Below are 26,105 nucleotides of genomic sequence, written 5' to 3'. Positions count from 1 at the left end.
TTTCATAATATTTTCAATCTCTTTTATTTCAAGGTAAGAATTAATATTACCTGCTTTATACTGAGTTTCCTCTTCCCAATAAAAGAAGAAAAAACGTCTCATTACTCGTTTTTCTTAGATTTTATGGTTATCTGCCAAAGCCCCCATTAGTGCAATAAGGAAACTAAGGTTCAATAATAATGGTTTGCCTATTAATATTTTTTAATATTCCAAAGGGTAACGTTCTTTTGGTTATTAAATTGGGAAAAAAGTTAATTCATAATGGCGGTATTGGACTGTAAAAAATGCATTGAGGAATTGGTGTAAAATGAATAATGTTTAGGGCTAAATAACATCCTAAAAAGATGGAAAAGGTTTAGGCAATATTAAGGAGGACAGGGTTAGAATGACAAATACAAATAAGGATGAAAAAGAATTGACAGAACATAAAATTCCGCTGACTGCTTCAGAAATGGGTTTTCTTTGGACGCAATATTTAAACGATAGCCTAGCTGTTTGTGTAATGAAGTATTTTAAAAGCATATGTGAAGATAAAGAAATCCTTCCCTTAATTGAAAATTCATTAAGTATAGCAGAAAATGACATCAAAATTATCACAGAGATTTTTACTAAAGAAAATCATCCGATACCGATCGGATTTACGGATGAAGATGTTAATGTGAATGCACCAAGGTTATTTTCCGACACATTTATCCTTATGTATATACAAAAGTTGGAGATCATTGCAATGGCAAGTATTGGAGTAGCAATTGGTGTGTCAGCACGTTCTGATGTAAGTAACTTTTTTAGAAATTTACTTATTTCCGTTTCTGAATTGCACGATAAGGCAAGAAAAGTCATGTTATCAAAAGGTGTATATGTCCGATCAGCGCAAATACCTAGTCCTGATAAGGTTGATTTTATAGACAAGCAAGGTTTTCTTTTTGATTTTCTAGGTTCTCATAAACGGCCATTAACTGCTATTGAAATCACGCATCTATTTATCAATATTCAAACAAATGCAATGGGTAAAGCACTGATGATGGCATTTGCACAAGTTTGTAAGAATGAAGATATTAGGCAATTCTTTGTAGAAGGTAAGGGGATTTCTAATAAGCATATTAAGAAATTTGGTTCAACTTTGACTAATGAAGATATTCCCGCACCAATGAGTTGGGATTCTCACGTAACGGATAGTACGGTATCCCCATTTTCCGATAAGTTAATGATGTTTCATACAACTACATTAATTGCTGTAGGAATAGGAAATTACGGTACTGCCGCAGGGACTTGCCAGCGAATGGACTTAAGTGCTACATATACAAGACTTTCTGCAGAAATTGCTTTATTTGCGGAAGATGGGGCGAACATAATGATTAAACATGCATTTCTAGAAGAACCACCAAAGGCAATCGATCATAAAGCACTTTTCAAAAAAAAGAAGTAGCGTCCTGTACGAACGGGTACAAAAAAGGAACATAAACGAAGAAACTTAATAACATAATTTAGAATTTCAAACCCTAGCTTCTTAAAAAGATAGGGTTTTTACTTGTTTGAATATCATGAAAGTAAATCAAGATAACAGCATTAACAATATGTCAACTTTATAAAACTATCTCTACTGTACAATACACTAGAGAACATATATATGATTTTTTATGTACTTTTCTGAGCCATCGAGGTTTTACAAGCACCATTTATAACTTCATATTATGATCACTGTTACTTCGATAAAAAAAGACGCCTTCTTACTAAAAAAAGCGCAAAATCTTTAATTGCTATGTCTTTATGAACTAATCCCCCGGTAGCTGAAGAAGGATTTTTTCCTATTATAATTAATTCTTTTATGGATATATTAGCTGCAGGAAATGTAGCCTTTTTACCCGAAAACTAATTGTTGGGAAGCTGGATGCCGCTCCAGCGGCTTACATTGCATTGGCCATATTCATTATCGCCCACAGCGACCACCGTGCCATCTGATTTAAGACCGACGGTATGCGCACAACCCGCCGCAATCGCAACAATATCTCGCCAGTCACTTACATTACATTGGCCATAAGCATTCCATCCCACAGCCACCACAGTTCCGTTTGATTTAAGACCAACTGTATGATTACTACCCGCGGCAATCGCTGCAATACCCCGCCAGAGGCTTACATCGCATTGGCCTAACTTATTTTGACCCACAGCAACCACCGCACCATCCGATTTTAGTCCAACAGTATGAAGATACCCCGCCTTAACCGCCACAATATTGCCCCAATCGTTTACATTGCATTGGCTAAACCGATTATTTCCCACTGCTGTAACCGTGCCGTCCAATTTAAGACCGATTGTATGCCAGTCACCCGCCGCGATTGCCACAATATCATGCCAGTCGTTTACATTGCATTCACCATCATTATTTCGTCCCACTGCAACCACCGTGCCATCCGATTTAAGCCCAATAGTTCGTCGCCATCCCGCAGCAACCGCTACAATATTGCACCAGTCGTATACATTGCATTGGCCATGCTTATTCCAACCCACAGCCTCCACAGTACTGTTAGATTTAAGACCGATTGTATGAGCATTACCCGTGTTCGTTGCCATATGAACATTACCCGCCGCGATCGCCACCATATCGTGCCAGCCGCTTACATCACATTGGCCATATTTATTGTCACCAACAGCCGTCACAGTACCGCCAGATTTAATACCAACAGTATGACGACGCCCCGCCGCTATGGTATCTTTAGAACAGCGCTTCATTCGATGAAATATCATCCATGTATTACCTCCTTGAAAACAAGACCTAATTTTATTTTAGTATATTTTCGCATGTTATACTCACCTGCTTGCCCCGTTTTAAAAAAAGGATAAAGCAATCTTAGACATAGGAACCCGTTAGTGAATTAAATTCATACCAGGTTCCCATTTTATTTGCAACTATATAGATAGAAGGTATTTATTCTAGGCAAATCTGAGAATTTTTGTATTTAGTTCTAATCATTTGAATAGCGTTCTGATAGCTTCTTTTTATGTGACTGAAATACTTCCTCGAGAGAGATATCGTATTTGTTTGCAATAACAATTAAATTACCTAATACATCCCCTAATTCTTCAGTTAATTCTTGTTTGTTTTCCTTAAAAGATCCCTTAACTTCATCAGGTCTATCCCTGCCTATTTCAAGAGCTCTTATAGCTCGTGCAACTTCCCCTGTTTCTTCTGCTAGAAAGCCAATGCGGATAAAAATGTCTAATTCGGACCATCCCCTGCTTTCGTAATAATCCTTTACCCATTGTTGAAATTCAGTGACATTCATTTAATCTAACCTCCAATTCAATATTAAGTTTAACAAAAAAAGAAAAGTTTTATATAATCTTTAACGGTGTTATTTTTAGGAGGCGATATAATGAAAAAGCTAGCTGTATTTTGCGGATCAAGTAAGGGAGCATCTGATGTTTATATAGATGGTGCAAAAAAACTTGGTAAAGAACTGGCTAAACGAAATATTGCACTTGTATATGGTGGAGCTAGTGTTGGTGTTATGGGGGCTGTTGCAGATTCGGTTTTAGAAGAAGGCGGACACGTAATCGGTGTTATGCCTGGTTTTTTAGAAAGCAGAGAGATATCCCATAAAAACTTGTCAGAGCTAATTATCGTAGATTCTATGCATGAGAGAAAAGCTAAAATGGCCGATCTTGCAGATGGATTTATTGCTTTACCGGGTGGGCCAGGGACATTAGAAGAGTTCTTTGAGATTTTTACTTGGGCTCAATTAGGACTTCATGAAAAACCATGTGGACTTTTAAACATTAATCATTATTATGACCCTCTTATCGCTTTATTTAATCATATGTCAGAAGAACAATTTTTACACAAAAAGTACCGCAATATGGCATTAGTTGATAGCGAGCCAAAAGGGATACTTGATAAATTCAATTCATATGAACCACCAACTGTAAAAACTTACATTACTGAAAAACAAACCTAATATTAAAAAACAGACCAAGCCATCTTCCTTGGTCTGTTTCCCTATTCAAAATGTAAAACTGAATATTGCTTTTTTACCTAAACTGCCTAGTTAATACAACAAGAAATTAAATGTCAATCTTACCAGTGATCCAACCTTCAATAAAATGTTTTAATGAAGCCGCAACCCAGGTTCGACTATCATTCTCGTGATTCCAAACATAAATATCGTTTTTTTCAATGTTCCCATTTTTTAAGATTGCATAACAAAATAAATCGCCATTACCTGCATCTGAAAAAAAGAAAAGATTATCAAATGGCATATTAATATCTCTATAACCTTCAAAATTTCTATAAAATAAATTGTCTTTAATAATTTGGTGAGTTGACCAAATTATTAAAGACAATTCCAGTTGTCGAATACTCCGTTTGTTTCATTAAATAAGGCAGCTAATTCTTCTGGTAATTCAACATTTAATTCTTTTTGAATTTGAGTTATCTCAAACCTTGATGCAGGGTCTTTAAAATGATGTTCCTTGGATATAGAATTGACAAATTCTTTCCACATTTCATTCCCTCCTATTTCTTGATGAATAAGTTTTATATTTATTTTCCTTATATGAAAATCCTTTTTTCACTAACTATCCCGTTTGTTCAAAAGAAAAGGCACCCTGTTGCATTAAGGAGCTACTAATTCAACTTTAATCCTATCAGGGTCTTCAAAATATACTGCGTAATGATTATATCCTCCTGCAAATGGATGTTTGTTTTTATAAAGTACCTTTATCCCTTTTGATTCCAGAATTTTCGTTATTTCATCAACGTGAACACGTGATTCAGCAAAAAATGCTAGATGATTTAGCCCTACTCGGCATCTATGATATTGAATATCAAGGAAACGTTCCTCTGCCTGCACAAACACAATATAGGTTTCACCTAGTCTCCAGCTTTGCCCTCCATCCCATTTTTGAAAAGAACTATACCCCAATTCCTGAAGAAACCATCCCCAAAATTCCACCGATTTTTCCAAATTTGATACGTACAACTCGATATGGTGAAGCAATCCTTTTGACAAATTATTCCCCCCCTTTGTTTATATCAATCAAAAAATCTCACAAAAATAAGCTACCGTGGTGGCAGCTGATCAATAAAATTCAAATTAAGATACTTATCTTATATTTCAACGTCTTTTTCATATATCCTTTTTCAACAAACCTGCCCTGTTAGTCGAATTAGAAAAATGCTTTGTTCCTTATAGAAGCAAAGCAATCACTAGTAAATTAGTTAGTAACCTTATTTACCTTGATTTTTAATACTTGAAAATTAATTACTAAGGCAGTCGATATGCATAATAAACCACAAATTATGAAAATAGAAAACAGTATATGACCACTTACTGTTGGAGAATAAGAAGTAAAATAACTAATTAAAAATAATCCTCCACCTAAAAAGGTTAGATAAAAGACTAACCATTTTCTTTTCTGCTTTAAGGTATTGTACCCAATAAGAATTAACAAATATAAACTACTCAGTATCATAATTATGGGGAAAGTGGGTTGGAATTTAGATGCATAGACAAAGTAATCCAGCTGTGATATGTCACTAGGATTATTAACTACTCCATACAATAACTGTGTAAAAGGTGTAGAATACCTCCATTCCCAAGGGTTATCCAAAATAGCACTCCCTTCATACCAAGCAACAGCCGCAGAAAACAATAGTAACGCAATGGAAACACTAGATTGAATTACAAACCGAATCATAATTAAATGGCCTCCAATATAATATTTAACCTGTTTCTTAAATACTAACACATTTACTATATATATGGGTTAATATCCCATTTCCCTTTTACTAAATAAGAAAAAGCCGCCGATTGGCAGCAGACTCTTAAAGCAAAACACCCGTTTTTTTTGTACAATTTCAATTCCTTTTCCACCATCAACGATGCGATGGCCAAGAACCCTGCATCTTCCTAATTTGAATAATTTGTCCCGTATGGTATGCATCATGAAGCATTATGTCTAATAGCTTCTCTTCAAGAGAATTTTGTTCAAGCGCTTCAGTAGTTGTTTTACTTAAAGCTTCTCTTAATTTGCGATGAACCATTTCCGCGCGTTCAACGACTCCCATCCATTCTTTGTCATCATTTGATTGTTTAGTTAAGTAGAAAGTTTCGTCACCATCGAAAATTTGCGGCAATTCACGGCCTTCTAAATTTGCTGCAAGTCTTTCTTTATAGTAAATAAGATGATTAACATTTTCCCATACTGATTTTGTTGAGTCTCCTGTTGGTCTCCACCTAGCTTGTTCTGCGGTGAGTCCTTCTATTGCATGTTTGAAAGGCATATACCAACTCTCTTTAGCGTACGTAGTATCGAGCATTCTTAATAGCAGGTCAGTTCGGTTCATTAACATCTTCTCCTTTAAAATTAGGTATCCAATAAGGAGTATTTCACCAAAAAAGTAAGAAACTCCTTCCTAACAAACCTGCCCCCTTTGTTTAAAATGAAAAAAGCTGCCAGATTAGCAGCTGGATCTAAAAGTAACGCACATGATAGTATAAGAAGAAGACTTTAATATTTATCTGATTTGCTCCGCCAACTCTAAAATAATCCCCTCTGGACCACGAACGTAGCATAACTTATAACTTTCTTCATATTGTTGTATCTCACTAAAGATTTTCGTGCCCTTCGTTTTCAATTTTTCAACAATAGCTTCAATGTCTTCAACAGCAAAGCAAATATGTCGGATACCCAGCGTATTTGCAAAAGGCTGCTGAATACCTTTTTCATCTGACGGCGTATAAAATTTAACCAGCTCTATCCATGCCTGACCATCTGGCATCCCCAATCCTACACAGGCCGTTTTAACATCATGAAGCCCAACTATTCTATCCAACTGTTCTCCATCCAATTCCCATTCCGCTTGCACTTCAAGTCCTAAATCAAGAAAAAACGCTTTAGCCTCTGAAAGATCGTTGACGTTTATACTCACATGATCTATTCTTTTGATCTTCATTTCTCCTACCTCCTATATGTTATTTTCAATACCTGTATTCGTGTAAGGTTTGTTTCAAATTCTAATTCGTTTAAAAAAGAAAATATCCTGCTTCAACAAACCTGCCCCGTTTATAGAATAAGAAAAAAGAGTGCTGCCTATTTTAGATTGCACCCTAGTTGCTTTGACACCCGAGTAAAGTTCGTTGACAATTGATATTGTTAATCTTATACTTCTATATGACTTGAATAATAAAACCTATTTAGGACGTGGATTTTTCTAGAGCCAGCTCTATTTTCGCCACACAACTGTCAGCTGACAATTGTGTGGCTTTTTTATGTGAAGAAAGGGGTAGAATAAATGAAAACTTGGCAATATGCACTAATGGTTTTTTTAGGTGGATGCTGCTATGGGGTGTTGTCTACATTTGTCAAGCTTGCTTATTCAGCAGGTTATTCGGTGACAGAGGTAACTGGTGGCCAATATTTATTTGGGGCTTTACTTACCTGGGTCCTAGTTATGTTTACAAAAAAGCAAAAAATAACTTTAAATCAAACTTTCAAACTACTATTATCTGGAATTCCATTTGGTTTGACAGGTGTGTTTTATTATCAAGCGCTGCAGACCCTAAATGCTTCACTAGCAATCATTTTTTTATTTCAATTTGTATGGATTGGTACGCTTTTCGAGTGGGTCTTTAATAAGAAAAAACCAACGAAAGGGAAAATCACCTCAATTGGTATTCTTATTATTGGCTCAATTCTAGCTGCCGGCTTAATTGCAAAAAGTGATGTTGCTCTATCTTTTCATGGGTCTGCTTGGGGGCTACTCTCGGCTTTAACGTTTACAACTTTTATATTTCTCAGCAGTTCTGTCGGTAAAGATACTCCACCTGTCCTGAAAAGTGCTTTCTTATCTACCGGTGGATTAATTGTCGTACTTTTAGTATATCCACCAGTGTTTCTATTTGATTTACCTGTCTTAATGGGGGTAGCGCCGTATGGTTTATTACTCGGCTTGTTTGGTGTTGCTTTACCACCACTTTTATTTTCAATTGGAATGCCCCATATCGGACCAGGGCTTGGGACGATCTTAACTGCTTCTGAGCTTCCAGTAGCTGTAACGTTATCTGCACTTATCTTAGCTGAATTTGTAAGTTTTTCACAATGGCTAGGGGTTGTCATCATTTTAATTGGGATTGTGGCCGGCAATTTAAAACTTAAAGATAAAATAGAATCCGTGTCTATACAAACTAAATCCGTTTCGTGATGGGATAGTACCAGCAAGAAGTCTTGCTGGTACTGTCCTTTGTTTTTATCTATAAGAAAACCCTATGCTAGGCCTAGGGTTCTAAAAAGCTTCCAGCTCATTTTTAGCAACACTCTTCCACTGAGAAACGATCTCTTCTCTTCAAGTAAGGAATTGAAAATATCTGTTTTCCCTTCTAATTAAACTATATCAGCTACCTTGGTTGTTGAAGATCATTGCAACACTTTTATTGAACAAAAGCACCCGTTCGTATTATAAGGTCAGCCAGATATTTCTGGTTGACCATTTTTTATATGGTTTTATCATAACGGCAGCCGGGGCAGAACGGATGCACCTGGCATCTAGTAGTTGTTTAGTTATAATCAGAATGCACTAACAATTATATTGTCTTCTCTAAACCTATAATAAAGAGACAAAAAGTTTCCGGAAACTGTATTCCATATGAAGTTTACTTAAAAAAGGACAGACTAATCCCGTTGCACGTAAATCTCCCAATTGAATTGTAAAAATGACTTTACTTCTTCTGCTATACTTCTGAAAACAGTTTCCATTACTTTTTGCCTCCTTTCTCAATGATTAATTTTATTTATTTTAGTACATCTTGTTAAAAAAGCAATCACAACAGGACTGATTGGGAGTGGTGACAGTTTCTCTGGAACTATCCCTTTTTATAGTTATCCTAATTCATAATGCTCTACCCAGCCTTCAACTCTTGCCCGCGAGGATTATAACGCCATCATACTGTATCCTTTTTCTTTTTTTGCAACCAGGAATTTAGCAATTCTTGCTCTTTTTCACGCGATATCCCTGTTTTTCGTTTTGAATCTTGTCTCGCTTTCTCCCATTGATACACGTCATGTATTGTTTCTTCAAGGGGACTGAAGGAAAGCCCGGAGTCTAAAGCTTTTTTTACACTGATGCACATTTTCCACGGTTGAGTTTCTCCTTCTAAAGGGAAACTCTCAGGGATCCATAACGGCAATTCAGTCCATGGCTGTATTTGATGATCTAATAAAAACTGTTCATCTACCCAGACAAATTGACCATCACTGTTTGTAATAGCTTTACACGTGTTTAAAAGCTCTTCCATCGTCAATTCATAATCCGGACCTGTAACATTGAACGTTCCAGCCTTTCTTTTTTTCATCATATCGAACGCCCATGTTGCTATATCTTTCACGTCGATCAGTTGAATTGGACGATCAGGCCTTCCTGGTACCACTATGTTTCCGCCTTCCGCTACACGTTGAACCCAGTATGGGAGGCGATCCGTATAGTCAAAGGGACCGACAAGCTGACCTGCCCTGATATGCAACACGCGCCCTGGCCAATATTTCTCTGCTTCTGCTTCACATAAAACTTTCAACGTGCCGTAATGCTCATAAGGAGAAATTTTCCCTTCCTCAACGTCTTTCAATACGTTTTTCAATCGATCCGGTGGCATAGACTGTAAATGATATTCTTCCGCGATATTGAGAGGTATCCAATCTTTATAAACAGAGATACTTGAAATGTATGTGTAATGTTCGATGCTATTCCCGAGGACAGCTGCGACTTTGTTAATTTGGTGGGGAGCGAATCCACATGTGTCCACTACGACATCCCATTTCCTGTTTTCGAGCTGTGATACATCTCCGTCTCTATCACCGATGAGCTGTTCCACTTCGGAAAACGCCTCCTTATAGTTCCCGCGATTAAATAACGTGATTTCATAGCCCCTTTTCAATCCTTCTTCAACCATCGCTTTTCCTAAAAAACGAGTACCACCCAATATAAGAACCTTCATAATTCCCCCACTCCTTTAATAGCCTACAAAATACATTCATTTTATATAACGTTTTTCCCTTCTAAAAAGGATACGCTGAATATGAAAAAAATTGGGATTTTGTTTTTAAAGGCGATGAGGTACGAACTATTTATTCCTATGCTCTCTTCTATAACCTGGCCGATTGTAGAAAAAAACCTAATGATGATTATTCAACTAAACTCCCTCAATAAAAGAAGTAAAAACAGCTGTTTACTCTTATTTTCTAATATTTTCATAGTTATTGGCCGGTAAGTCTTTTTTTGTTGGAGATTTATCACTTGAAAGGATGCGATTCTCCAGATCCATGATTTTAGTGAAGATTTCTTTTGGTATTGGTCCAACTTTTGATAACATTTTACAAATATTTCTTGAGTAAGGTCTTCTGCAATCTTCTCTTACCTACGTATGAATACGTAAGGTGCAAATATTTTTACCATAATAATTCAATTCCTTATTGAACAAACCTGCCCCTTAACTCAATTTAGGATTAACGCACCTAAAAAATAAGGGTTACATAAGGTTTATGACAAATTTTAAAAGGGGATTACTTTAAATAGGGGCAAGGTTCACCCAGATTTCAACTCAAAAAAACTTGCTCCAAAACCCAGTCGATGAATATAATTCTCACATAATTTATTATGGGTATAAATCAAAAACAAATTGCCAGTTGTGAGCCGCAAATTATTTGCGGTTTTTTTTCTGACTCCTCTTCAACAAACCTGCCCCTTTACTTAAATAAGAATAGCCATACTTCCTTCTTGAAGTATGGCCCCCGTTAGTTGAAGAAGGATTAAGTACAGATGAGGGTGAATATAAATAAATGTCAATATGTAAAGGGGTTTAGCTTATGAAAAATATTTTTAATCATTTGCATACAAAGGAAATTTTAAACCGTATAGACAAGTTAAATCCGAATTCAAAACCGCAATGGGGAAGAATGGATGTTGCTCAAATGCTAGCTCATTGCTCATCGTTCCAAGATATAGCAATGGGGCATTCTTTTCCGCCGAGAGGTTGGTTAGGGAGGTTAATAGGAAGATTTGCAAAACCAATTTTGTACAATGACAAGCCGATACCTCACAATATGTCCACTATTCCGACCATTTTGATAACAGATAAAAAAGAATTTGAAACAGAAAGAGAAAAGCTGAAACAAAAAATTATTGCATTTCAAAATAATGGACCAGAGAAATGTACAGCTCATCCACATCCTTTTTTCGGCAAACTTAGCTCCGAGGAATGGGGTAAAGGAATTTATAAGCACCTTGATCATCATTTAAAGCAGTTTGGGGTATAATTATCCAAAAACATAGAGAAACATACTTAATAACTGATACTAAATTGTGACAATCCCTCCACTTTTAATATCCGTAGCCCCTATTTTGTTTATTGTTTGGTTCCTTATTAAAATTTTCAAGGTACAGCAGGAGAAGAATATTTTTCATAAATCCATCTCGGACAAGCTTTATAAACTAAAGAATTAGACGGGGAAACTCGTCTTTTTTATTTCGCAGTTTGGGTCTGATACGCTATAACAGTAAATTTTTCTTATAAAACAAACCTGCCCCTTTTGTACAATCAAAAAAAGCCGCCTAAGATAGAAGCTAGTTCTTTTTTAGTAAGCACCCTTTACTTTAATAATCCGTTCGAATTGTCCATATAAACCGTTTTCCCTGGTAATCAGTCATATATATTCTTACATAAAAATTCCATTACAGAGAATATCCTCCTGCATTCAAATACATACTATCCTTATACTCTATTTTCACTTAAAAGGAGTAACGTATGAATATTCAAGAAATTATAAGGAGTGTAGTTATGGGAATATTAAGTGGCAACCCCCAGGATGAACCCATGCATTATGGTGAGGTAATTTCGACTTGGACTCATCTGTTGACTAATAACGGCCTGATTGCAGGATATCAGTCTTTTTTTAACCATACTGGTGATCAAGACTTAAAAAAACTCATTGAAGAAGCGATACAAGGTTTAAAAAACGAGAACAATCAATTGCAAGACTTATTAAAAGCAAATGGAATTGGATTACCACCTGCTCCACCTGATCGCCCTAATGCAAATCTTGAAAGTATCCCGGCAGGAGCCAGATTTACTGATCCAGAAATTAGCGCATCAATTTCAAAAGATGCCGCTGCTGGATTAGTGACATGTAGTCAAGTAATAGGTCAAAGTATCCGAGAAGATATTGCCATGATGTATGGCCAGTTTCATATGGCAAAGGCACAATTTGGTTTAAAAATGTTAAAGCTTAACAAAGAAAAAGGATGGTTAATCCCCCCTCCTCTACACTATAATGAATCTAAGGATTGCTAAAGTAAAAAGCGCCTTTTTTAGGCGCTTTTTTCCTTATTAAGGCCACAAACATTTTCCTAAATGGATGGCACCATTTATCATAATCTAATTCGACTTCGAAAAAACGGTGAGCATTGTTTTCCTGAATACCAGTTTCTAATGACAATGGATAAGGAGTGTCAATACTGATGCTGACCTTAATCCAGTCAACCGATCCTTACATTTATTATATTTAACGCTCTCCTCTTTTTTTTCAAACGATTGAGTAGGGTCTCCTTAAGTATTGTCATATCTATAATCATGAGGAACTTATTTTCATGGTAGTTGAATAAAAAGGTCTTCTAGTATGACAGCTAATATTAAATAGGGTTATAGCACCCATTTGGGTGGGACATTATCTATTTGACCTTTTATGGTATATTTTTTGTTATCTCTAACTGTTCTAAATTATAACTTTCAGCCCCCATCCTCTTGGAGCCATATTTTCTTATTTAATCTAGGAATATACATGACGAGGAAGCCGGATCGAGCAATAGTATAGATGATAAAAGCAAGCCATAGGCCATGATTATGCCAGATAGGGGTTATTGAAATTTGTATAATGATATAGATAATCATTGCTAAAATCATAGAGTTTCGAACAGGGGCAATTTCAGTCGCTCCTGTAAAGACACCGTAAATGACAAGGCCGAAACAAGCTGCAAACGGATAGATGATGAGCCATGCTCCATATTTAGCTGCAAGTTCGATAACACTAGTTAAATTTGTAAACAGGCCAATAATAACTGCTTGAAATAACCCGTACACACAAGCTATGACCAAAGCCATTATCACAGACCATTGCCAAGATAAAGTAAGCGTTTTTTTAAATAATTTAGGGTCATTGGATCCTATTGCTTTGCCAGCGAGAATACTAGAGGTATTAGCGAATCCATCAAATAAATAAGCCATTATATAATGAATTTGAAATAATACAGCGTTTGCAGCTAGAATTTCTGTACCATACGAGGCACCTTTTGCTGTAAACATATTAATAACCACCAGTAAACAAATCGTTCGAATAAACAAATCCTTGTTAACGTAAAACATTTTCTTCATAGATTGGGTATCTAAAAGCACTTTGGCAGATGGTACTCTCCACTCTATAGGTAATGCCTTCAAAACTATGAATAATCCTAATATGAAGGCTGTAATTTCAGCAATTAAAGTGGCTGCAGCGACCCCTTTTACGGCGAATGAAAAGACATGGACAAAAATAATAGCGAGAATCATATTTAAAACATTCATTAACACTTGTAAATATAAGGATTCCTTAATCTTAGCCATCCCCATTAACCAGCCGAGAATAACATAATTCATCAATGCAAATGGGGCCCCCCATATTCGAATACGAAAATATTCCACAGCAAACTTACTTACATCAGAATCAGGTGAAGTCAACATGAGAGCTGTATATTCAATCGGCCATTGTAAGAGAATAAAACACATCCCTGTAATTAAAGCTAATAAAAATGGGCGTGATAAAGCAAGGACTTCTTGAGTGGAATCATTTGCCCCGTTAGCTTGTGCGGCAAAGGCAGATGTGCTTACCCGTAAAAAACCCAACACCCAATACAAAGTGTTAAAAATAAGGGTCCCTATAGCAACACCTCCAATATAGGCAGGATTAGGCAATTGTCCGATTACGGCTGTATCTACAGCCCCTAATAATGGCTGTGTCATCGTGGAAACCGTTAGAGGGATCGCTAAAGCAAGGAACGCACGATGATTCATCCAACTTCCTCCTTCTAAAACCAAAGCCCCGATTATGTGAGAAATCAGGGCTTTGGAATAAAAATAAAAAACTTAAATGGCTAACCATTTGTTCTAATTGAACGAAAGCGTGGGTGCTCGGCAAGTATAGAGTCTCTCATCTTTTTAACGACAGGATGTTCAGAAGCAAAAAACTGATTTTTTGAATCGTAAAGCTTGATTAATTCTCCTTTTTCTAGAACAGCTAATGTATCACTAATCGTATAGGCAGCTTTAATATCATGTGTAATAAAAAGATAAGACAACCCAAGCTCTTCTTTTAGCTCCCTTAATAATTCTAAAATAAGATTTTGATTTACCATATCTAAACTGCTTACGGATTCGTCTAAGACAATCAGCTTTGGCTTGAGTGAGATCGCTCTGGCAATATTGATCCTCTGCAATTGGCCGCCGCTAAATTGATGCGGGTACTTTTTTAAATCCCCTTCACTTAACCCTACCCTCTCCAATAATTCAACAACGGTTCGTTTTTGTTCAGCTGCTGTTAGCTTTTCATAGTTTTCTAGCGGCTCTGCAATAATACGTTCGGCCGTCATGCGGGGATTGACCGATGAGTATGAATCCTGAAAGACAGCTTGAAGATCACGGCGGATTTTTTGGCGAGCATGCTTATCAGCGGTATAAATATCATGCCCTTGAAACAGAACTTGCCCATATTGTGGCCGTTCCAAACCAAGAATTACTTTTCCTAAAGTACTTTTACCAGCTCCGCTCGTACCCAGCATTCCTAAGCATGTTCCTTCCTCGATAGAGAGTGATATATCAGAAAGTACTTTTTTAGAACGGTCTTTCCAATTGAAAAACTTTCGGGATCCGTAGCTATGAGTTACTTCATTTACAAATAATAAACTCATTTGTTCACCCCTTATCAAGCCAAATGGATGATCATTTCATCTAAATGTAATATTGAGCGTGCATTTAATAGTTTCTTCGTATACTCATGCTGTGGCTTATCAAATAACTGAAACACATCCGCTTTTTCTACTATTCTGCCATTCTGCATAACGGCTACGTCATCTGCCATTTCAGAAATGACTCCAAGATCATGGGAGATTAATAAAATTGCTGACCCGTATTCAGAGCGAATTTTATCTAAGTGGTGCAGCACTCTCTTCTGATTATTTACGTCAAGTGCAGTTGTCGGTTCATCGGCAATAATTACAGCTGGATGCAAGCATGCCGCAATAGCGATCATCACTCGTTGAAGCATGCCGCCACTCAATTGAAAAGGATAGTATTTCATAAGCCTAGCGGGATTTGGCAAGTTCACATGATGCAACGCCTCGATGGCAAGTTCAGCTGCTTGTTTTTTATTCCATTCTGTATGTGAGCGGATGGTTTCAATAAATTGATGGCCAATAGTAAAAACGGGCGTAAAAGCATTCATCGGGTTTTGCATAATAAAGGCTATATCCTTGCCACGGACCTTGCGCATTTCTTTTTCGTCCAATCCGTTCAATTCGCGTCCTTGTAATAATATACTTCCTTCAACATTTGATGTTTTCCGATCAAGCAGCTGAAGAATGGACATACTTGTGACGGTTTTACCGCATCCACTTTCTCCAACAAGACCTAGTACTCTCCCCCGCTTTAGTTCAAAATTGATATCTTGAACGAGGGTGGTACTACCATTTATCGAGTTTACCTCTACATGTAAATTTCTAACTTCTAACACATTCGACTGTTCTATACCCAACACTCTCATCCCTTTTTAAAATCGACGTTTTACACCGTAACGTTCTGATAACGCTTCGCCCAGTATATTGAATGTAACAATAACGAGCATAATCATTAAACCTGGATAGAGCATTAATTCTGGATTTGTCCGAATATACGATTTTCCTTCGTGAATCATCGCTCCCCATTCAGGTGTAGGAGGCTGTACTCCTAATCCAAGAAACGACATAGCTGATATATCCATAATGGCCCACCCCATTTCTAAAGTACCCATTACGACAAGTGGAGGGAGCACATTTGGAACAATATGATTTTTAATAATCTTCCACTGAGATGAGCCGCTTATTTTAGCAGCTGCAATAAAGTTTTGTTCTTTCAGACTAAGTACCATTCCCCGGAACATTCTTGCGTAATAGACCCATTGCACAAGCATTAACGCTAAGATAACTTGCGGAAGTCCAGGTCCGAATATTCCAACCAGTCCAAGAATAAGGATAAGATTTGGGAAAGCCATAATACCATCACAAAACCTCATTAAAACATGATCAACTGGGCCGCCTTTATATCCTGAAAAGATTCCTACGAGTAAACCAATGGCTAATGATGAGATGAAAATAAGCATTGCAAATCCTAGGGAAATGCGGGTTCCATATAAAATGCGTGATAAATTACATCTGCCTAAATGATCGGTTCCTAATGGAAATTGCCATGATGGGGACTGCAATTTATAAGCTAAATTAACAGCAATGGGATCATTTGGAGCAAACCAGGGAGCAAATATAGCAATGATAAAAAGAATACCTAATATCATGGTACATATGGGGATCACTATTTGGCTGCTGAATATCTTTCGTATACTTATGATCATCACTGCTGCCCTTCTTTCCTTGAAATGCGCGGGTCAATACACATTTGAATAAGATCAACAAAAAGGCTGCTAATAATAAATAAGCTAGCTGCAATTAATACATAACATTGAATGACAGGTATATCACGATTAAAAATAGCTTCAATAAAATACCGGCCAAACCCGGGCCAAGAAAATACCGCTTCAACGATAATCGTTCCCGTCAGAAGTTTCCCAAGGTTCATTCCAAGCCCAGTAATCATTGGAGAAATGGCAATCCTCAAAACATGTTTCGCCATAATGGTCTTTTCTTTAATTCCTCGCGTTCGTGCAAATAATACATATGGCTCTTGCAAATTTTCAAGAACGCTGGCACGCAGCAATCTTGTATACATTGCGATTAAGGGTAGTGCCAATGTTATGGAAGGCAAAACAAGATGCTGCCATGTCCCAATTCCCTCAACTGGGAAAAGGTCAAGTTTAACAGAAAAGAAAAAAATGAATATATAACCTAGCCAAAAAGAGGGGATGGATGCCCCTAAAAACGAAAGAAAACGGCTAAAATGGTCAATTAAACTATTTTTCTTTACTCCAGCAAGAAAGCCTAGAGGGACACTTACGAACACTGCTATTAATATACTCCCAAGAGCTAGCTGAATGGTAGCTGGCATTCGGTATGTTACCTCGTCCCAAACTGGCTTATTTGAAACATAAGATATACCAAAATCAAGTTGGCATATCTTAATAATAGAATTTACATATTGAATAAGGAATGGTTCGTCTAAACCAAACTCCTGTCTTTTCTGTGCCAAAATCTCATCGGTCGGCTGGATATGGGCTGCTGTTAAATAAGCCTCAGCTGGGTCCACCGGTGAAAGATGAATCATTCCAGACGTTAAGAATGTGGCCAAAAGAAAAACCGGAATAATGGACATAATTCGTTTCAATATATAGGTGCCCATGAAAGCCTCCTGCTACTTATGCTCGATGCTAATTCCTGTGAATGGATGTTCGTCACGGTTAGCTGGGAAAGTAAAATTCGTAATATCTTTTTGATATATCGCTGTTTTCTTAAGATAAGAAATAGGAATTATCGCTCCTTGGTCTTGGATTGATTTTAAAATAGAAGAGTATAGCTGTTGGCGTAGCTCCTCATCTGTTGTCATTGGGACCTCTGACATTTGTTTGAGTAATTCGTCCTTGTTCGGGTATGCAGAAATAGCCTCATTAAATCCAAAACCTTCTGACGCAACAATATTTAAAAACGTATGGGGATCATAAGGCGCTCCATAGTTACTAAAGAAATTGATATCAAATTTATTATCTTTGAATCGCTGAACTTGCTCTGTTAATTCAACCCCAACAATGTTTAATTTAACACCAATGGCTGCCCACTCAGATTGAAGTGTTTCTGCCATTACTTTCTGAATTGATTCTGCTGAATTATACATCATCTCGATTTCAAGCAGCTGTCCATCTTTTTCACGAACAGTTTTCCCTTTAGGAAGCCTCCATCCTGCTTCATCTAATAAGGTTTTCGCTTTTTCTGCATCATATCCAATCGACTTAACATCAATGTCTTTCGTGTAAGGGAGGTTTGCTGGTAAAATATGATCTGCTTTTTCTTCATATCCAGAAGTGATTCCATTAACCATTGCTTCTTTATTAAAACCATAATGCAGCGCTTGTCGTACGCGTTCATCAGAAAGCTGGGCTTTCTTCGTATTTATAACAAGCTGCCTTGTTGCGACTGGTTCAGAAATGCTAGTTTTATAATTATCAGTGGATTCTAGTTGTTTAAAAGCATCTATACTGATGACACCCTCTCCATAAAGAAGATCTATGTCACCTTTTTCAAAAGCAAGCACCCTTGTTTCCGCATCAGGTATGATTTTCACCTTGATTTTTTCAACTTTTGGAAGCTCACCCCAATAATTTTCATTACGTTTGTAAATAGCATATTCATCAGCTTTATGCTCTTCTAAAATCCATGGACCCGTACCAATCGGTTTAACGACACCTTTTGCGGTATCACCATCTTCAGGGAATCCAGCTTCACCTAAAAAACGTACTGGCCGAACAACAGCTAACTCCTGAATAGTTGGATAATATGGTTCAGTTAAAGTCAGTTTAAAAGTATTTTCGTCAATTACTTCCGTGTGATCTATTTTCGTAATAAAGCCTAGCCAACTATGTAGTTCAACATTATTTAAAATAGCATCAAAGTTCTTTTTTACAATTTCTGCATTAAAATTTGTTCCGTCGGAAAATTTCACATCTTGACGCAGATGAAAAGTATATACTTTTCCATCATCAGATATTTCCCATGACTCAGCCAGATGCGGTTTTAACTCACCACCATTTTGGTAACTTACTAACGGTTCATACACCATCGACTGAGCAAATAATTGTGCTGGATTATAAACATGCGGATTCATTTCACCTACATCTCTAGGCCAAGCTATCACTAACATGTTGTTATCTTCGCCTTTGGGCTTAGAAGCATCGCTTGCGTTTGTACAGCCAAATAAAAATGTTGATAATAATAGAATAAAAGCAGTTAAAAATAATTTTCTTTGTCTAGTTCCTCCATTAACCATACTATCTCCCCTTCAATTGCTAATGATAATCATTTTCAAATTGTACTCACTTTGCACGATACTGTCAATACAATGTCAAAAGCTTTCAAAAAATAATGTAAATTGTATTGTTACTTCTGTATGAATAAAAGCGGAAACTTAACCTTTCTTTCAAATATGGTCCTTTTCATAAAAAAAGACGCGTTCCTTATAATAGAACAACGCCCTATTCAATAAATTTAGTGTCCGTATTTAACAAATCAATTTAGATTAATTAAATTGGTAATCTTGTTGGACCTCCTCTTTATTGGGACACTACCTTTAAGCTGAATATAAGAGTGTAACTCTTCAGATAATAGTTTTAATTATATATCGAGGTGAGAAATATGGATTAAGTTATATGGCAAATCTTCTTATTTTTTTATTGGTCATATCCTCTTAAGAATTAGTGGGAGGAGATCGATCTCTAAGATGACTATACCTCAAATCTGACCCGTTTGTTCAAAAAGACCTTTTCAAAAGATGCTTTAATCCTTTGTGAATCAAAGCATCTTTGGTTAGGAATGACGCTGCTTTAAATTGTCTTTCGGGCCAATCTAATCTCCTTCTTTTTGTAATATAGTTAAAAGGCAATAAAAAGAAGGCCAGGAACTAGTTTTTTTTATAATCTTTTCAACAAATCTGTCCTGTTAGCTAATAAGAAGAAAGAGCTGCCGATCTATACTGATCTTCAACTCTTGCACCCGTTACTTTAAGTACATTCTTCACAATGTTAACCCAAATACTTTAATAAGCTCCAAATAAATTATACCCCGCCTGATTTTAGGACGAGGCTTTGAATTAACTTATTGAACCCACCAAAGATTTTCAAATGGATCGACAAAACCACCCATGTTTCCTGTTTCTTCTGATAGTCCAAATAGAGGATTCGCTCCTTCTGCAATTGCTTTGTTGTAGGTATCAGTAACATTTTCAACATGAATATACATTTGTATAGGAACAAGAGACAAATTCTACATTAGTCTCTCTTTGCTGCCTCTTTCGTTTAAATAAATAAAAAAGCCGCCTGATTGGCAGCTGAATCCATTAGTTTACATTTATTATCCGGAGGTCTGCTGGAAATATATTAAATTCATACAGATTGTGTTCGTTGTTCTATATATTAGGTTATATTAGTCCTAACTTTGAGCATAATCGATTCAAATAATATAACCCATGTAACTGTTCATGATTGCGTTTATTTAAAAGCTTCTGACACTCGTCGATAATGCTTTTTACCCCTTCAACATTGTACTCCTCCAAATTTCTAATATATTTCTTTAATTGCACAACATCGTGTGAATACACAGCGTTTTGCGTAAATTTCATTAACAAAACTTTCAAAAACTGATATGAATTGAAGTATCGATAATTATTATTACCTCTCTTCGATTTAATATATCCTTCCTTCTCCCAGTATCGAAGAGTTGATGGAGGTATATTTGTCTGTAATTCCACCTCTCCAATCGTCAAAGCTTTTTCAAAAGTCAAGTGTTCCAGGTGTTTATTCACTTGTTCAATAAGAATTTTATCCTCAAAAGCAGCCACTTGCACACTATTGATTAACCAAAGAGCATCATCTAATTCTTTTCGCTGCAGCGCTTTTAGAACAGCTGATGTTATGTCCATTCCAAACCCAGGTGACATAGCAATAATACAATCAAAATAGGCTAAATGTTCCTCTGTATATATCCTATAACCAGCTGATGACCGTGAAGGTTTCGGCACAATTCCTCTTTCTTCATAGCTTCTTAGAGAGCTAGTACTTATGTTTAATTTTTTCGCAATATCAATCGGTTTTATTCTTTTCACTGAGCATACTCCTATGTTTGATAACTGTACTACATTGTAAAGTTTAACAAATTAATCATTGTAATTCAGCCGTTTTTTTCTGAAACTTTAGAATTGGCTTTATTGTTGTAAGATTAATCTATAAGACAAAAAATGGAGGGATTCATATGGAAAACGTAAACATTAAGCCGCAAATGACCATCTATGAGCTAGGAGAAGTATTCTTTACTTATATGAAGGAGCACTGGGAGGACGTACTGAACTCGAATAACAGAGAGCTTGAACAGCTTTTTCCTGAATACGAGGATGCAACATACGGAATGTATTTAGATAAACTGATTCCACCAATTTGGAAAGTAATAAAAGAAAAAGGATATCGTCCCGCAGAAAAAACGAAACAGGATGACTTTATTATTGGTGAATGTCTAAACTTTAGAAACTCATTGGAAAAAGTTAAATGGGGAACACCTGATCATGAAAAACGTGTTTTTTGGATTGTGATTGAAAATCAATATAAAGATATGATAGGAACCCTGCTGTTTGAGCTATCGCATTCACATATTAAGTTTAACTTACCATCACCTCCAAGGATTCTTCCACTAGAAGAAATTAAACGGGAAGAAATCATAAATAAAATTATTCTACTTCAAGAGGAATTTTCATAATGTAATTAACCTGCCAATATCCTTTTTTATTTTTTATGGAATGGGGGAGTATAAATTGAGCTTAAATTAAATCGTATTGGGACCAGACAGGTCCCATTTTATTCACACAGAAATGTAATAAGGGGGTCTACTAAGTATATATAACTTTAAATACCTTGAAAGGAAGGAGAACTTTATGGAATCAAATAATCAGTATGGGCCAAATCCTAAGGAGAAATATCCTATTAAAGGAAATCAGGTGGTGCAATTTATTAGAAATACAATTACAAGACCAAACATTATAGCAGGGGAATACTCATATTACGATGCAAGAAATGGTGAAACCTTTGAAGATCAAGTATTATATCATTACGAGTTCTTCGGAGACCAACTTATTATAGGGAAATTTTGTGCTATAGCACCAGGTGTAACATTTATTATGAATGGGGCCAATCATAGAATGGATGGTTTCTCAACCTACCCGTTCAATATTTTCAAACATGGTTGGGAGAAATATACACCAACGTTAGAACAGTTGCCGTTTAAAGGTGATACCATCATTGGAAATGATGTTTGGATTGGGATGGATACTGTCATTATGCCTGGAATAAAGGTAGGGGACGGTGCAATTATAGCAGCTAAATCGGTTATAACCCAAGATGTGGAACCTTACACAATCGTTGGGGGAAATCCTGCCAAGATAATTAAAAATCGTTTCCCCGATGAAGTTATTAACGAATTGCTTGAAATTAAATGGTGGGATTTAGATATTAAAGTTATTTCTGCTCATATTGATGTGATTGTAAATGGAGATATAGAGAATCTAAGAAAATTAAAAAATACTTTGCTGCAAAGTAACAATTTCCGAGAATAATTTAATGCGTGTCTACTATATTTTGTATGTATAATTGGCCAAGGTTTTTATAATAGGGAGGAATATTAATGGCTCCATTTATCCTATTGATCAGTTCATTTCTGAGTTTTCGCTTAATTGGTTTTTTGGGATTGCCTTATTTTGATGATTGGGAAACTTCATTACGAACCGCTGTTGCTCTTATGTTCTTATTTACGGCATCTGCGCATTGGGGAAAGCGACGCCCCGATCTTATCAAAATGGTACCTCCAGCTTTGCCAAGACCAGGCCTCATCGTTACCATAACTGGAATAGTTGAAATCATTGGCGCTATAGGATTGTTGATACCAACTACTTCAAGTCTTGCTTCAGCTGGTTTGGCATTCTTACTTATCGTTATGTTCCCTGCTAACATTTACGCAGCTCGGAAAGGGAACATCATTAACGGAAAACCAATCACTTCTCTTTTCCCCCGAACCATTATACAAATTATATTTTTTACAGCTGTTATTCTTGTCAGTTAGAAGCTAAAGTTTATTGTGAATATAGACAGTATGGTTAGATGGAAAGATAAATTCAGAACCGCTAGCTTCCAGGCGGTCTTTTTTCTTTTTAGGCGACACTCCCAAATTTAAAGGGCTCAATTGTGGATATCTTATATACTATGTCTTGTTGTACTAACACACCCGTCTTTCATTCAGAATTCCTCCCATAATATATTTAGGTGAGGCTAGGAGAAATTTTGGCTTTTTCTCATATCTTCTCTACTTCTTTTATTATTGGAAATTCATTGAATGTTCACTACTCTCACCTCTATAGGTATCATATAATTTTGTAGGTGTATATTCCATCTCGTTGGACCTATGAGTTAGCCGGCTTTATAATTTAAAGGAGCAAATGAATGTGTGATTTCTGCAAAGAGCTTTACAAAAAGATTCGATTTTATAGGAAAGTATTGATTGAGCTGGTATCAAAAGAGGATTGAAGCACCCTGAGACTATAAAACATAGTCAGATGTTGGACGATCTAATTTTGAGTTTCCAATCCAAATGCTTCTTTCAAGTCAACTAATGCTATAAGGCACACAGCACTGGCATAATGTAATAATGAGTAAGTTGGTTCCCTTTGAAAGTAAATTTCACTCTAGAAACTCCAAAGGAATGTCTCAATTTTGAAGACATTCCTTTTTCTAACTAGAAATATTTAGTTCCCTTCTTAAATAAAAGCACCCTATAGCTTAAGTGCTCATTTCACAAACTACAGAGAATTTTGGAATTATTCAAGTTAAGTTTTTCACTTTTTTACACACATATATTAACTCATAAATATCGTTGATAAAGACACCGCCCATTTCTAAATGTTTATTTACAGATGATAATAGCCCATCCTGTTCCTCATTCGAAAGAAAGTGCTGAAACGATTTTCCCACAGAAAATATAAGATTACTCTTAACATATAAGTTAAATTTAGTACAATCCTGTTCGACCCATTCAATTTGCAATTCAAGTTTTGATGACTTCTTTCTCGCCTCACATAACATTCCTTTATGGATATCAACCCCTACGAGTTTGTAACCTAAACTAACTAAAGGAATAGTTGCTCTGCCTGTTCCACAGGCTAAATCAATTATAGGTAAGCCCTCGCTTCTTGAGGCCCATTTCATTAAATAAGAAAGATCCTCAATATACTCATCATTTTCCTTATCATATAAGATAGGATCATCGTACTCTTTCGAATTTGTTTTTACCTTGTCCATAAATAACTTCTATAAATCTCTTTTCATCAATTTTATACCATTAAACAATAAATCCTACTTAAACATTAATGCTCCCTTTGTTGAATACGAAATGCCGCCTAGATTAACCTACGCCCCCATTAGTAGAGACATACCCAAATTGAAAATGTGAATTTAAACTGTTTTAACATTCACTACTTTTTCTTCGTATTGAATAATGTGTTTTAAGTCTTCTAATGGGCTATCGCGTTTCACATCAATCTGTCCCCATTGTAATGTCATCGTATAGTGTGTAATTAGTAGATGGTGTCGATTTCTTCTTCATCATTCGATAAATAACAAATCCGATAACAAAAATAACGCATAAAGTATAGACGTAAGCCATTCTTAATTCAACCTTTAAATTAGACTACTCAATTGCCTATTTATTCTAAGGACACCTCTTAAAACCCTTTCTTCTTTTACTAACCTGCCCCTATAGTTGGATAAAAAAGACCGGCTGTTGTAGCCGATTAGTTAAGTATCTGTTAGGTTAAATAAGTAGTGTAAATACAAAGGTTTCTTTCCTTATGATAAAGTAATAAATAAACATAATATAAAAGTAATACCTGATAATGGTGTCATAATAAGCCTTTCTTTCTCGCTTCGAGATATTAGGTTTGCTATTGTATTAAAGCCGAGGAATATGGTAAAAACCCATACTAATATGTTTGTAGGTAAAAAATCAAACCCACTCAAGACATCTGTATGCTGCAGAAAAACAAAGCCCATAAATAGTAGAATAATGGCATTTATTACACTCACAATACGTAATTTTTTGGGTAAAACCTTATAATAGCCACCCATTGCGTACTCACCTAACGGATAACCAAGTGAAAGTAATACCTGAAAGAATGAAATGGATATAAACATAATTGCTACAATAATTGATAATAGATATACGAATTCCATTTCCCTATCTTTCCTCCAAACTCTTTTTAGTTTTTCATTTGGTTAAAGCAACCTGCCTAAGAAGAAAAAAGAGCTGACAATCCACTTTGATTCCATAACTCTTGTTCAACTTTATTATTTCCTCGGTGTTCCTTTTCAATGAATCCCTCTCACCAATACATATTTATTTTCCTATTTAAACTTGTATTCTCCCTTGGCTAAAATAATCCTTGTTTAACACCCCTGCCCTTTTAGGTCAATAAAAAAGAAACCGGATGGCAGCTGGATCTAAAAGTAACTCACCCGATTGTTTAAATAAACTCTTTCACCATCTTAGTGTTAAGCTCGTAATATGCGAGCTCCATTGAGAATCAACAAATAACCAGATTCTTTTCATGCTATTGCTTTTCAAGCCCGCCGTAAATCCTTTGTGCCAGTTCCGGGTTATCATAAACCTCTATCTTTGAATCAATAAGCTTAAGGTCTTTTTTTAAATCTTCAAACTGCATTAAGATCTTCTTGCGATGATTGGTGAGCATCACTTTCCTTTCGTCAATCGTTTGCATCCCCTGTGCGCACCAGTCAGCGTATTGTTTAATTTCTTTGATAGGCATTCCAGTATTTTTTAGACAGCAAATCATGGAAATCCAGTTGAAATCCGTTTCGCTGAAAACACGGTTGCCAGCTCTATCCCTCTCAAGAAATGGCATTAGCCCCTCTTTATCATAGTATCGCAATGTATGTATAGACAGGCCAAATTTCTTCGAGACCTCATTAATGGAGTATTTCATTCTTTTCACCTTTCCTCTCGACCTGGAGTTAACTCCAAATTTTTATACTCATTATGATCCACAAATTATTAGTTATCAAGTAGTTGA

Annotated in this window: 29 protein-coding genes and 2 pseudogenes; 9 read left to right on the top strand and 22 right to left on the bottom strand. The window is 36.2% G+C overall.

Annotated features, from left to right (window positions below):
• The first annotated feature begins 385 nt into the window (after window positions 1-385).
• Window positions 386-1,426, top strand: a complete 1,041-nt coding sequence (locus NR125_RS09710) for a DUF3231 family protein (RefSeq protein WP_192908748.1) — start codon at window positions 386-388, stop codon at window positions 1,424-1,426.
• 443 nt (window positions 1,427-1,869) lie between these two features.
• Here NR125_RS09710 and NR125_RS09705 read toward each other — a convergent pair whose 3' ends face one another.
• Entirely contained in the window at window positions 1,870-2,745 is an 876-nt protein-coding gene (locus NR125_RS09705) for an RCC1 domain-containing protein (RefSeq protein ID WP_256815210.1), read from the bottom strand.
• Between the two features lie 218 nt (window positions 2,746-2,963).
• Window positions 2,964-3,284, bottom strand: a complete 321-nt coding sequence (locus NR125_RS09700) for a MazG nucleotide pyrophosphohydrolase domain-containing protein (protein ID WP_071157118.1) — start codon at window positions 3,282-3,284, stop codon at window positions 2,964-2,966.
• Between the two features lie 90 nt (window positions 3,285-3,374).
• Here NR125_RS09700 and NR125_RS09695 point away from each other — a divergent pair, with 90 nt between their 5' ends.
• Window positions 3,375-3,956 (top strand): LOG family protein, encoded by a 582-nt coding sequence (locus tag NR125_RS09695; protein WP_192908750.1) that lies wholly within the window; start codon window positions 3,375-3,377, stop codon window positions 3,954-3,956.
• Window positions 3,957-4,062: 106 nt separating this feature from the next.
• Here the strand turns inward: NR125_RS09695 and NR125_RS29900 are convergent.
• From NR125_RS29900 to NR125_RS09665, 5 genes and pseudogenes are all read right to left on the bottom strand, one after another.
• Window positions 4,063-4,502, bottom strand: a pseudogene (locus NR125_RS29900) (SMI1/KNR4 family protein).
• Between the two features lie 111 nt (window positions 4,503-4,613).
• Window positions 4,614-5,009 (bottom strand): VOC family protein, encoded by a 396-nt coding sequence (locus NR125_RS09680; protein WP_192908752.1) that lies wholly within the window; start codon window positions 5,007-5,009, stop codon window positions 4,614-4,616.
• A 205-nt stretch (window positions 5,010-5,214) separates the two neighbouring features.
• The gene (locus NR125_RS09675; RefSeq protein ID WP_256815207.1) at window positions 5,215-5,697 is read right to left on the bottom strand and encodes a YjdJ family protein; all 483 of its coding nucleotides are present in this window, start codon (window positions 5,695-5,697) and stop codon (window positions 5,215-5,217) included.
• 178 nt (window positions 5,698-5,875) lie between these two features.
• On the bottom strand, window positions 5,876-6,346 hold the full coding sequence (locus tag NR125_RS09670; RefSeq protein ID WP_192908754.1) for a DinB family protein: 471 nt from the start codon (window positions 6,344-6,346) through the stop codon (window positions 5,876-5,878).
• 171 nt (window positions 6,347-6,517) lie between these two features.
• A complete protein-coding gene (locus tag NR125_RS09665; RefSeq protein WP_009333979.1) occupies window positions 6,518-6,955 on the bottom strand; it encodes a VOC family protein in 438 nt (145 codons plus the stop codon).
• Window positions 6,956-7,294: 339 nt separating this feature from the next.
• Between NR125_RS09665 and NR125_RS09660 the strand changes: the two genes are divergently transcribed.
• Window positions 7,295-8,203, top strand: coding sequence for an EamA family transporter (locus NR125_RS09660; RefSeq protein WP_192908755.1), 909 nt, complete (start codon window positions 7,295-7,297; stop codon window positions 8,201-8,203).
• A 736-nt stretch (window positions 8,204-8,939) separates the two neighbouring features.
• On the opposite strand, the gene NR125_RS09655 is transcribed toward NR125_RS09660, so the two are convergent.
• Both NR125_RS09655 and NR125_RS09650 read right to left on the bottom strand, forming a co-directional pair.
• Window positions 8,940-9,989, bottom strand: a complete 1,050-nt coding sequence (locus tag NR125_RS09655; RefSeq protein WP_256815206.1) for an SDR family oxidoreductase — start codon at window positions 9,987-9,989, stop codon at window positions 8,940-8,942.
• A gap of 308 nt (window positions 9,990-10,297) precedes the next feature.
• A pseudogene (locus tag NR125_RS09650) lies at window positions 10,298-10,434 on the bottom strand (sigma factor); the annotation flags it as partial.
• Between the two features lie 423 nt (window positions 10,435-10,857).
• Here NR125_RS09650 and NR125_RS09645 point away from each other — a divergent pair.
• Window positions 10,858-11,307, top strand: coding sequence for a DUF1569 domain-containing protein (locus NR125_RS09645; RefSeq protein ID WP_192908757.1), 450 nt, complete (start codon window positions 10,858-10,860; stop codon window positions 11,305-11,307).
• Between the two features lie 281 nt (window positions 11,308-11,588).
• On the opposite strand, the gene NR125_RS29895 is transcribed toward NR125_RS09645, so the two are convergent.
• Complete coding sequence (locus tag NR125_RS29895; protein WP_192908948.1) at window positions 11,589-11,636, bottom strand: bacteriocin; 48 nt, start codon at window positions 11,634-11,636, stop codon at window positions 11,589-11,591.
• A gap of 159 nt (window positions 11,637-11,795) precedes the next feature.
• Here NR125_RS29895 and NR125_RS09640 point away from each other — a divergent pair, with 159 nt between their 5' ends.
• The gene (locus NR125_RS09640; RefSeq protein WP_071157133.1) at window positions 11,796-12,341 is read left to right on the top strand and encodes a DUF3231 family protein; all 546 of its coding nucleotides are present in this window, start codon (window positions 11,796-11,798) and stop codon (window positions 12,339-12,341) included.
• 435 nt (window positions 12,342-12,776) lie between these two features.
• On the opposite strand, the gene NR125_RS09635 is transcribed toward NR125_RS09640, so the two are convergent.
• The 8 genes from NR125_RS09635 to NR125_RS09600 all read right to left on the bottom strand — a co-directional run bounded on the left by NR125_RS09635 (window position 12,777) and on the right by NR125_RS09600 (window position 21,086).
• Entirely contained in the window at window positions 12,777-14,093 is a 1,317-nt protein-coding gene (locus tag NR125_RS09635; RefSeq protein ID WP_256815203.1) for an MATE family efflux transporter, read from the bottom strand.
• 80 nt (window positions 14,094-14,173) lie between these two features.
• On the bottom strand, window positions 14,174-14,986 hold the full coding sequence (nikE, locus tag NR125_RS09630; RefSeq protein WP_071155275.1) for a nickel import ATP-binding protein NikE: 813 nt from the start codon (window positions 14,984-14,986) through the stop codon (window positions 14,174-14,176).
• 14 nt (window positions 14,987-15,000) lie between these two features.
• Window positions 15,001-15,828 (bottom strand): nickel import ATP-binding protein NikD, encoded by an 828-nt coding sequence (gene nikD, locus NR125_RS09625; protein ID WP_071155277.1) that lies wholly within the window; start codon window positions 15,826-15,828, stop codon window positions 15,001-15,003.
• 15 nt (window positions 15,829-15,843) lie between these two features.
• Entirely contained in the window at window positions 15,844-16,677 is an 834-nt protein-coding gene (nikC, locus tag NR125_RS09620) for a nickel ABC transporter permease subunit NikC (protein ID WP_256815199.1), read from the bottom strand.
• The gene (nikB, locus tag NR125_RS09615; protein WP_256815198.1) at window positions 16,677-17,618 is read right to left on the bottom strand and encodes a nickel ABC transporter permease subunit NikB; all 942 of its coding nucleotides are present in this window, start codon (window positions 17,616-17,618) and stop codon (window positions 16,677-16,679) included. The genes nikC and nikB overlap by 1 nt, the downstream gene beginning before the upstream one ends.
• A gap of 12 nt (window positions 17,619-17,630) precedes the next feature.
• Window positions 17,631-19,256 (bottom strand): nickel ABC transporter substrate-binding protein, encoded by a 1,626-nt coding sequence (nikA, locus tag NR125_RS09610; protein WP_256815197.1) that lies wholly within the window; start codon window positions 19,254-19,256, stop codon window positions 17,631-17,633.
• Between the two features lie 824 nt (window positions 19,257-20,080).
• Window positions 20,081-20,245, bottom strand: a complete 165-nt coding sequence (locus NR125_RS09605) for a VOC family protein (RefSeq protein WP_252244999.1) — start codon at window positions 20,243-20,245, stop codon at window positions 20,081-20,083.
• A 157-nt stretch (window positions 20,246-20,402) separates the two neighbouring features.
• On the bottom strand, window positions 20,403-21,086 hold the full coding sequence (locus NR125_RS09600) for a MerR family transcriptional regulator (protein WP_256815196.1): 684 nt from the start codon (window positions 21,084-21,086) through the stop codon (window positions 20,403-20,405).
• 146 nt (window positions 21,087-21,232) lie between these two features.
• On the opposite strand from NR125_RS09600, the gene NR125_RS09595 reads away from it, so the two are divergent.
• The 4 genes from NR125_RS09595 to NR125_RS29580 all read left to right on the top strand — a co-directional run bounded on the left by NR125_RS09595 (window position 21,233) and on the right by NR125_RS29580 (window position 23,633).
• Window positions 21,233-21,730 carry a DUF6022 family protein gene (locus NR125_RS09595; RefSeq protein ID WP_071155285.1) on the top strand — a complete coding sequence of 166 codons (498 nt, stop codon included), beginning with the start codon at window positions 21,233-21,235 and terminating at the stop codon, window positions 21,728-21,730.
• A gap of 175 nt (window positions 21,731-21,905) precedes the next feature.
• Window positions 21,906-22,583, top strand: coding sequence for a Vat family streptogramin A O-acetyltransferase (locus tag NR125_RS09590; protein ID WP_192908761.1), 678 nt, complete (start codon window positions 21,906-21,908; stop codon window positions 22,581-22,583).
• Between the two features lie 68 nt (window positions 22,584-22,651).
• Entirely contained in the window at window positions 22,652-23,086 is a 435-nt protein-coding gene (locus tag NR125_RS09585) for a DoxX family protein (protein WP_071155289.1), read from the top strand.
• A gap of 457 nt (window positions 23,087-23,543) precedes the next feature.
• Complete coding sequence (locus NR125_RS29580) at window positions 23,544-23,633, top strand: aspartyl-phosphate phosphatase Spo0E family protein (RefSeq protein ID WP_226280736.1); 90 nt, start codon at window positions 23,544-23,546, stop codon at window positions 23,631-23,633.
• A gap of 208 nt (window positions 23,634-23,841) precedes the next feature.
• Here NR125_RS29580 and NR125_RS09580 read toward each other — a convergent pair whose 3' ends face one another.
• From NR125_RS09580 to NR125_RS09565, 4 genes are all read right to left on the bottom strand, one after another.
• On the bottom strand, window positions 23,842-24,318 hold the full coding sequence (locus NR125_RS09580) for a class I SAM-dependent methyltransferase (protein WP_192908762.1): 477 nt from the start codon (window positions 24,316-24,318) through the stop codon (window positions 23,842-23,844).
• A 235-nt stretch (window positions 24,319-24,553) separates the two neighbouring features.
• Window positions 24,554-24,682 carry a DUF3951 domain-containing protein gene (locus NR125_RS09575; protein WP_083390415.1) on the bottom strand — a complete coding sequence of 43 codons (129 nt, stop codon included), beginning with the start codon at window positions 24,680-24,682 and terminating at the stop codon, window positions 24,554-24,556.
• Between the two features lie 182 nt (window positions 24,683-24,864).
• Window positions 24,865-25,248 carry a hypothetical protein gene (locus NR125_RS09570; RefSeq protein ID WP_071155293.1) on the bottom strand — a complete coding sequence of 128 codons (384 nt, stop codon included), beginning with the start codon at window positions 25,246-25,248 and terminating at the stop codon, window positions 24,865-24,867.
• Window positions 25,249-25,625: 377 nt separating this feature from the next.
• Entirely contained in the window at window positions 25,626-26,018 is a 393-nt protein-coding gene (locus NR125_RS09565) for a MerR family transcriptional regulator (protein WP_256815192.1), read from the bottom strand.
• Window positions 26,019-26,105: the final 87 nt, after the last annotated feature.

Origin of the sequence: Cytobacillus sp. Bac17, from assembly GCF_024519925.1 — a bacterium.
Lineage (GTDB): Bacteria > Bacillota > Bacilli > Bacillales > Cytobacillaceae > Cytobacillus > Cytobacillus pseudoceanisediminis.
This window is presented reverse-complemented; position numbering and strand designations above follow the sequence as displayed.

Bases quoted from the DNA above. Each gene is read 5' to 3' on its own strand.
- NR125_RS09665 (WP_009333979.1), bottom strand. From the start codon at position 6,955: ATGAAGATCAAAAGAATAGATCATGTGAGTATAAACGTCAACGATCTT.
- NR125_RS09575 (WP_083390415.1), bottom strand. From the start codon at position 24,682: ATGGCTTACGTCTATACTTTATGCGTTATTTTTGTTATCGGATTTGTT.
- nikE (WP_071155275.1), bottom strand. From the start codon at position 14,986: ATGAGTTTATTATTTGTAAATGAAGTAACTCATAGCTACGGATCCCGA.
- nikB (WP_256815198.1), bottom strand. From the start codon at position 17,618: ATGGGCACCTATATATTGAAACGAATTATGTCCATTATTCCGGTTTTT.
- NR125_RS09655 (WP_256815206.1), bottom strand. From the start codon at position 9,989: ATGAAGGTTCTTATATTGGGTGGTACTCGTTTTTTAGGAAAAGCGATG.
- NR125_RS09695 (WP_192908750.1), top strand. From the start codon at position 3,375: ATGAAAAAGCTAGCTGTATTTTGCGGATCAAGTAAGGGAGCATCTGAT.
- NR125_RS09595 (WP_071155285.1), top strand. From the start codon at position 21,233: ATGGAAAACGTAAACATTAAGCCGCAAATGACCATCTATGAGCTAGGA.
- nikC (WP_256815199.1), bottom strand. From the start codon at position 16,677: ATGATCATAAGTATACGAAAGATATTCAGCAGCCAAATAGTGATCCCC.
- NR125_RS09585 (WP_071155289.1), top strand. From the start codon at position 22,652: ATGGCTCCATTTATCCTATTGATCAGTTCATTTCTGAGTTTTCGCTTA.
- NR125_RS09705 (WP_256815210.1), bottom strand. From the start codon at position 2,745: ATGATATTTCATCGAATGAAGCGCTGTTCTAAAGATACCATAGCGGCG.
- nikA (WP_256815197.1), bottom strand. From the start codon at position 19,256: ATGGTTAATGGAGGAACTAGACAAAGAAAATTATTTTTAACTGCTTTT.
- NR125_RS09670 (WP_192908754.1), bottom strand. From the start codon at position 6,346: ATGAACCGAACTGACCTGCTATTAAGAATGCTCGATACTACGTACGCT.
- NR125_RS09635 (WP_256815203.1), bottom strand. From the start codon at position 14,093: ATGAATCATCGTGCGTTCCTTGCTTTAGCGATCCCTCTAACGGTTTCC.
- NR125_RS09660 (WP_192908755.1), top strand. From the start codon at position 7,295: ATGAAAACTTGGCAATATGCACTAATGGTTTTTTTAGGTGGATGCTGC.
- NR125_RS09645 (WP_192908757.1), top strand. From the start codon at position 10,858: ATGAAAAATATTTTTAATCATTTGCATACAAAGGAAATTTTAAACCGT.
- NR125_RS09675 (WP_256815207.1), bottom strand. From the start codon at position 5,697: ATGATTCGGTTTGTAATTCAATCTAGTGTTTCCATTGCGTTACTATTG.
- NR125_RS09700 (WP_071157118.1), bottom strand. From the start codon at position 3,284: ATGAATGTCACTGAATTTCAACAATGGGTAAAGGATTATTACGAAAGC.
- NR125_RS09565 (WP_256815192.1), bottom strand. From the start codon at position 26,018: ATGAAATACTCCATTAATGAGGTCTCGAAGAAATTTGGCCTGTCTATA.
- NR125_RS09570 (WP_071155293.1), bottom strand. From the start codon at position 25,248: ATGGAATTCGTATATCTATTATCAATTATTGTAGCAATTATGTTTATA.
- NR125_RS09580 (WP_192908762.1), bottom strand. From the start codon at position 24,318: ATGGACAAGGTAAAAACAAATTCGAAAGAGTACGATGATCCTATCTTA.
- NR125_RS09590 (WP_192908761.1), top strand. From the start codon at position 21,906: ATGGAATCAAATAATCAGTATGGGCCAAATCCTAAGGAGAAATATCCT.
- NR125_RS09710 (WP_192908748.1), top strand. From the start codon at position 386: ATGACAAATACAAATAAGGATGAAAAAGAATTGACAGAACATAAAATT.
- NR125_RS09640 (WP_071157133.1), top strand. From the start codon at position 11,796: ATGAATATTCAAGAAATTATAAGGAGTGTAGTTATGGGAATATTAAGT.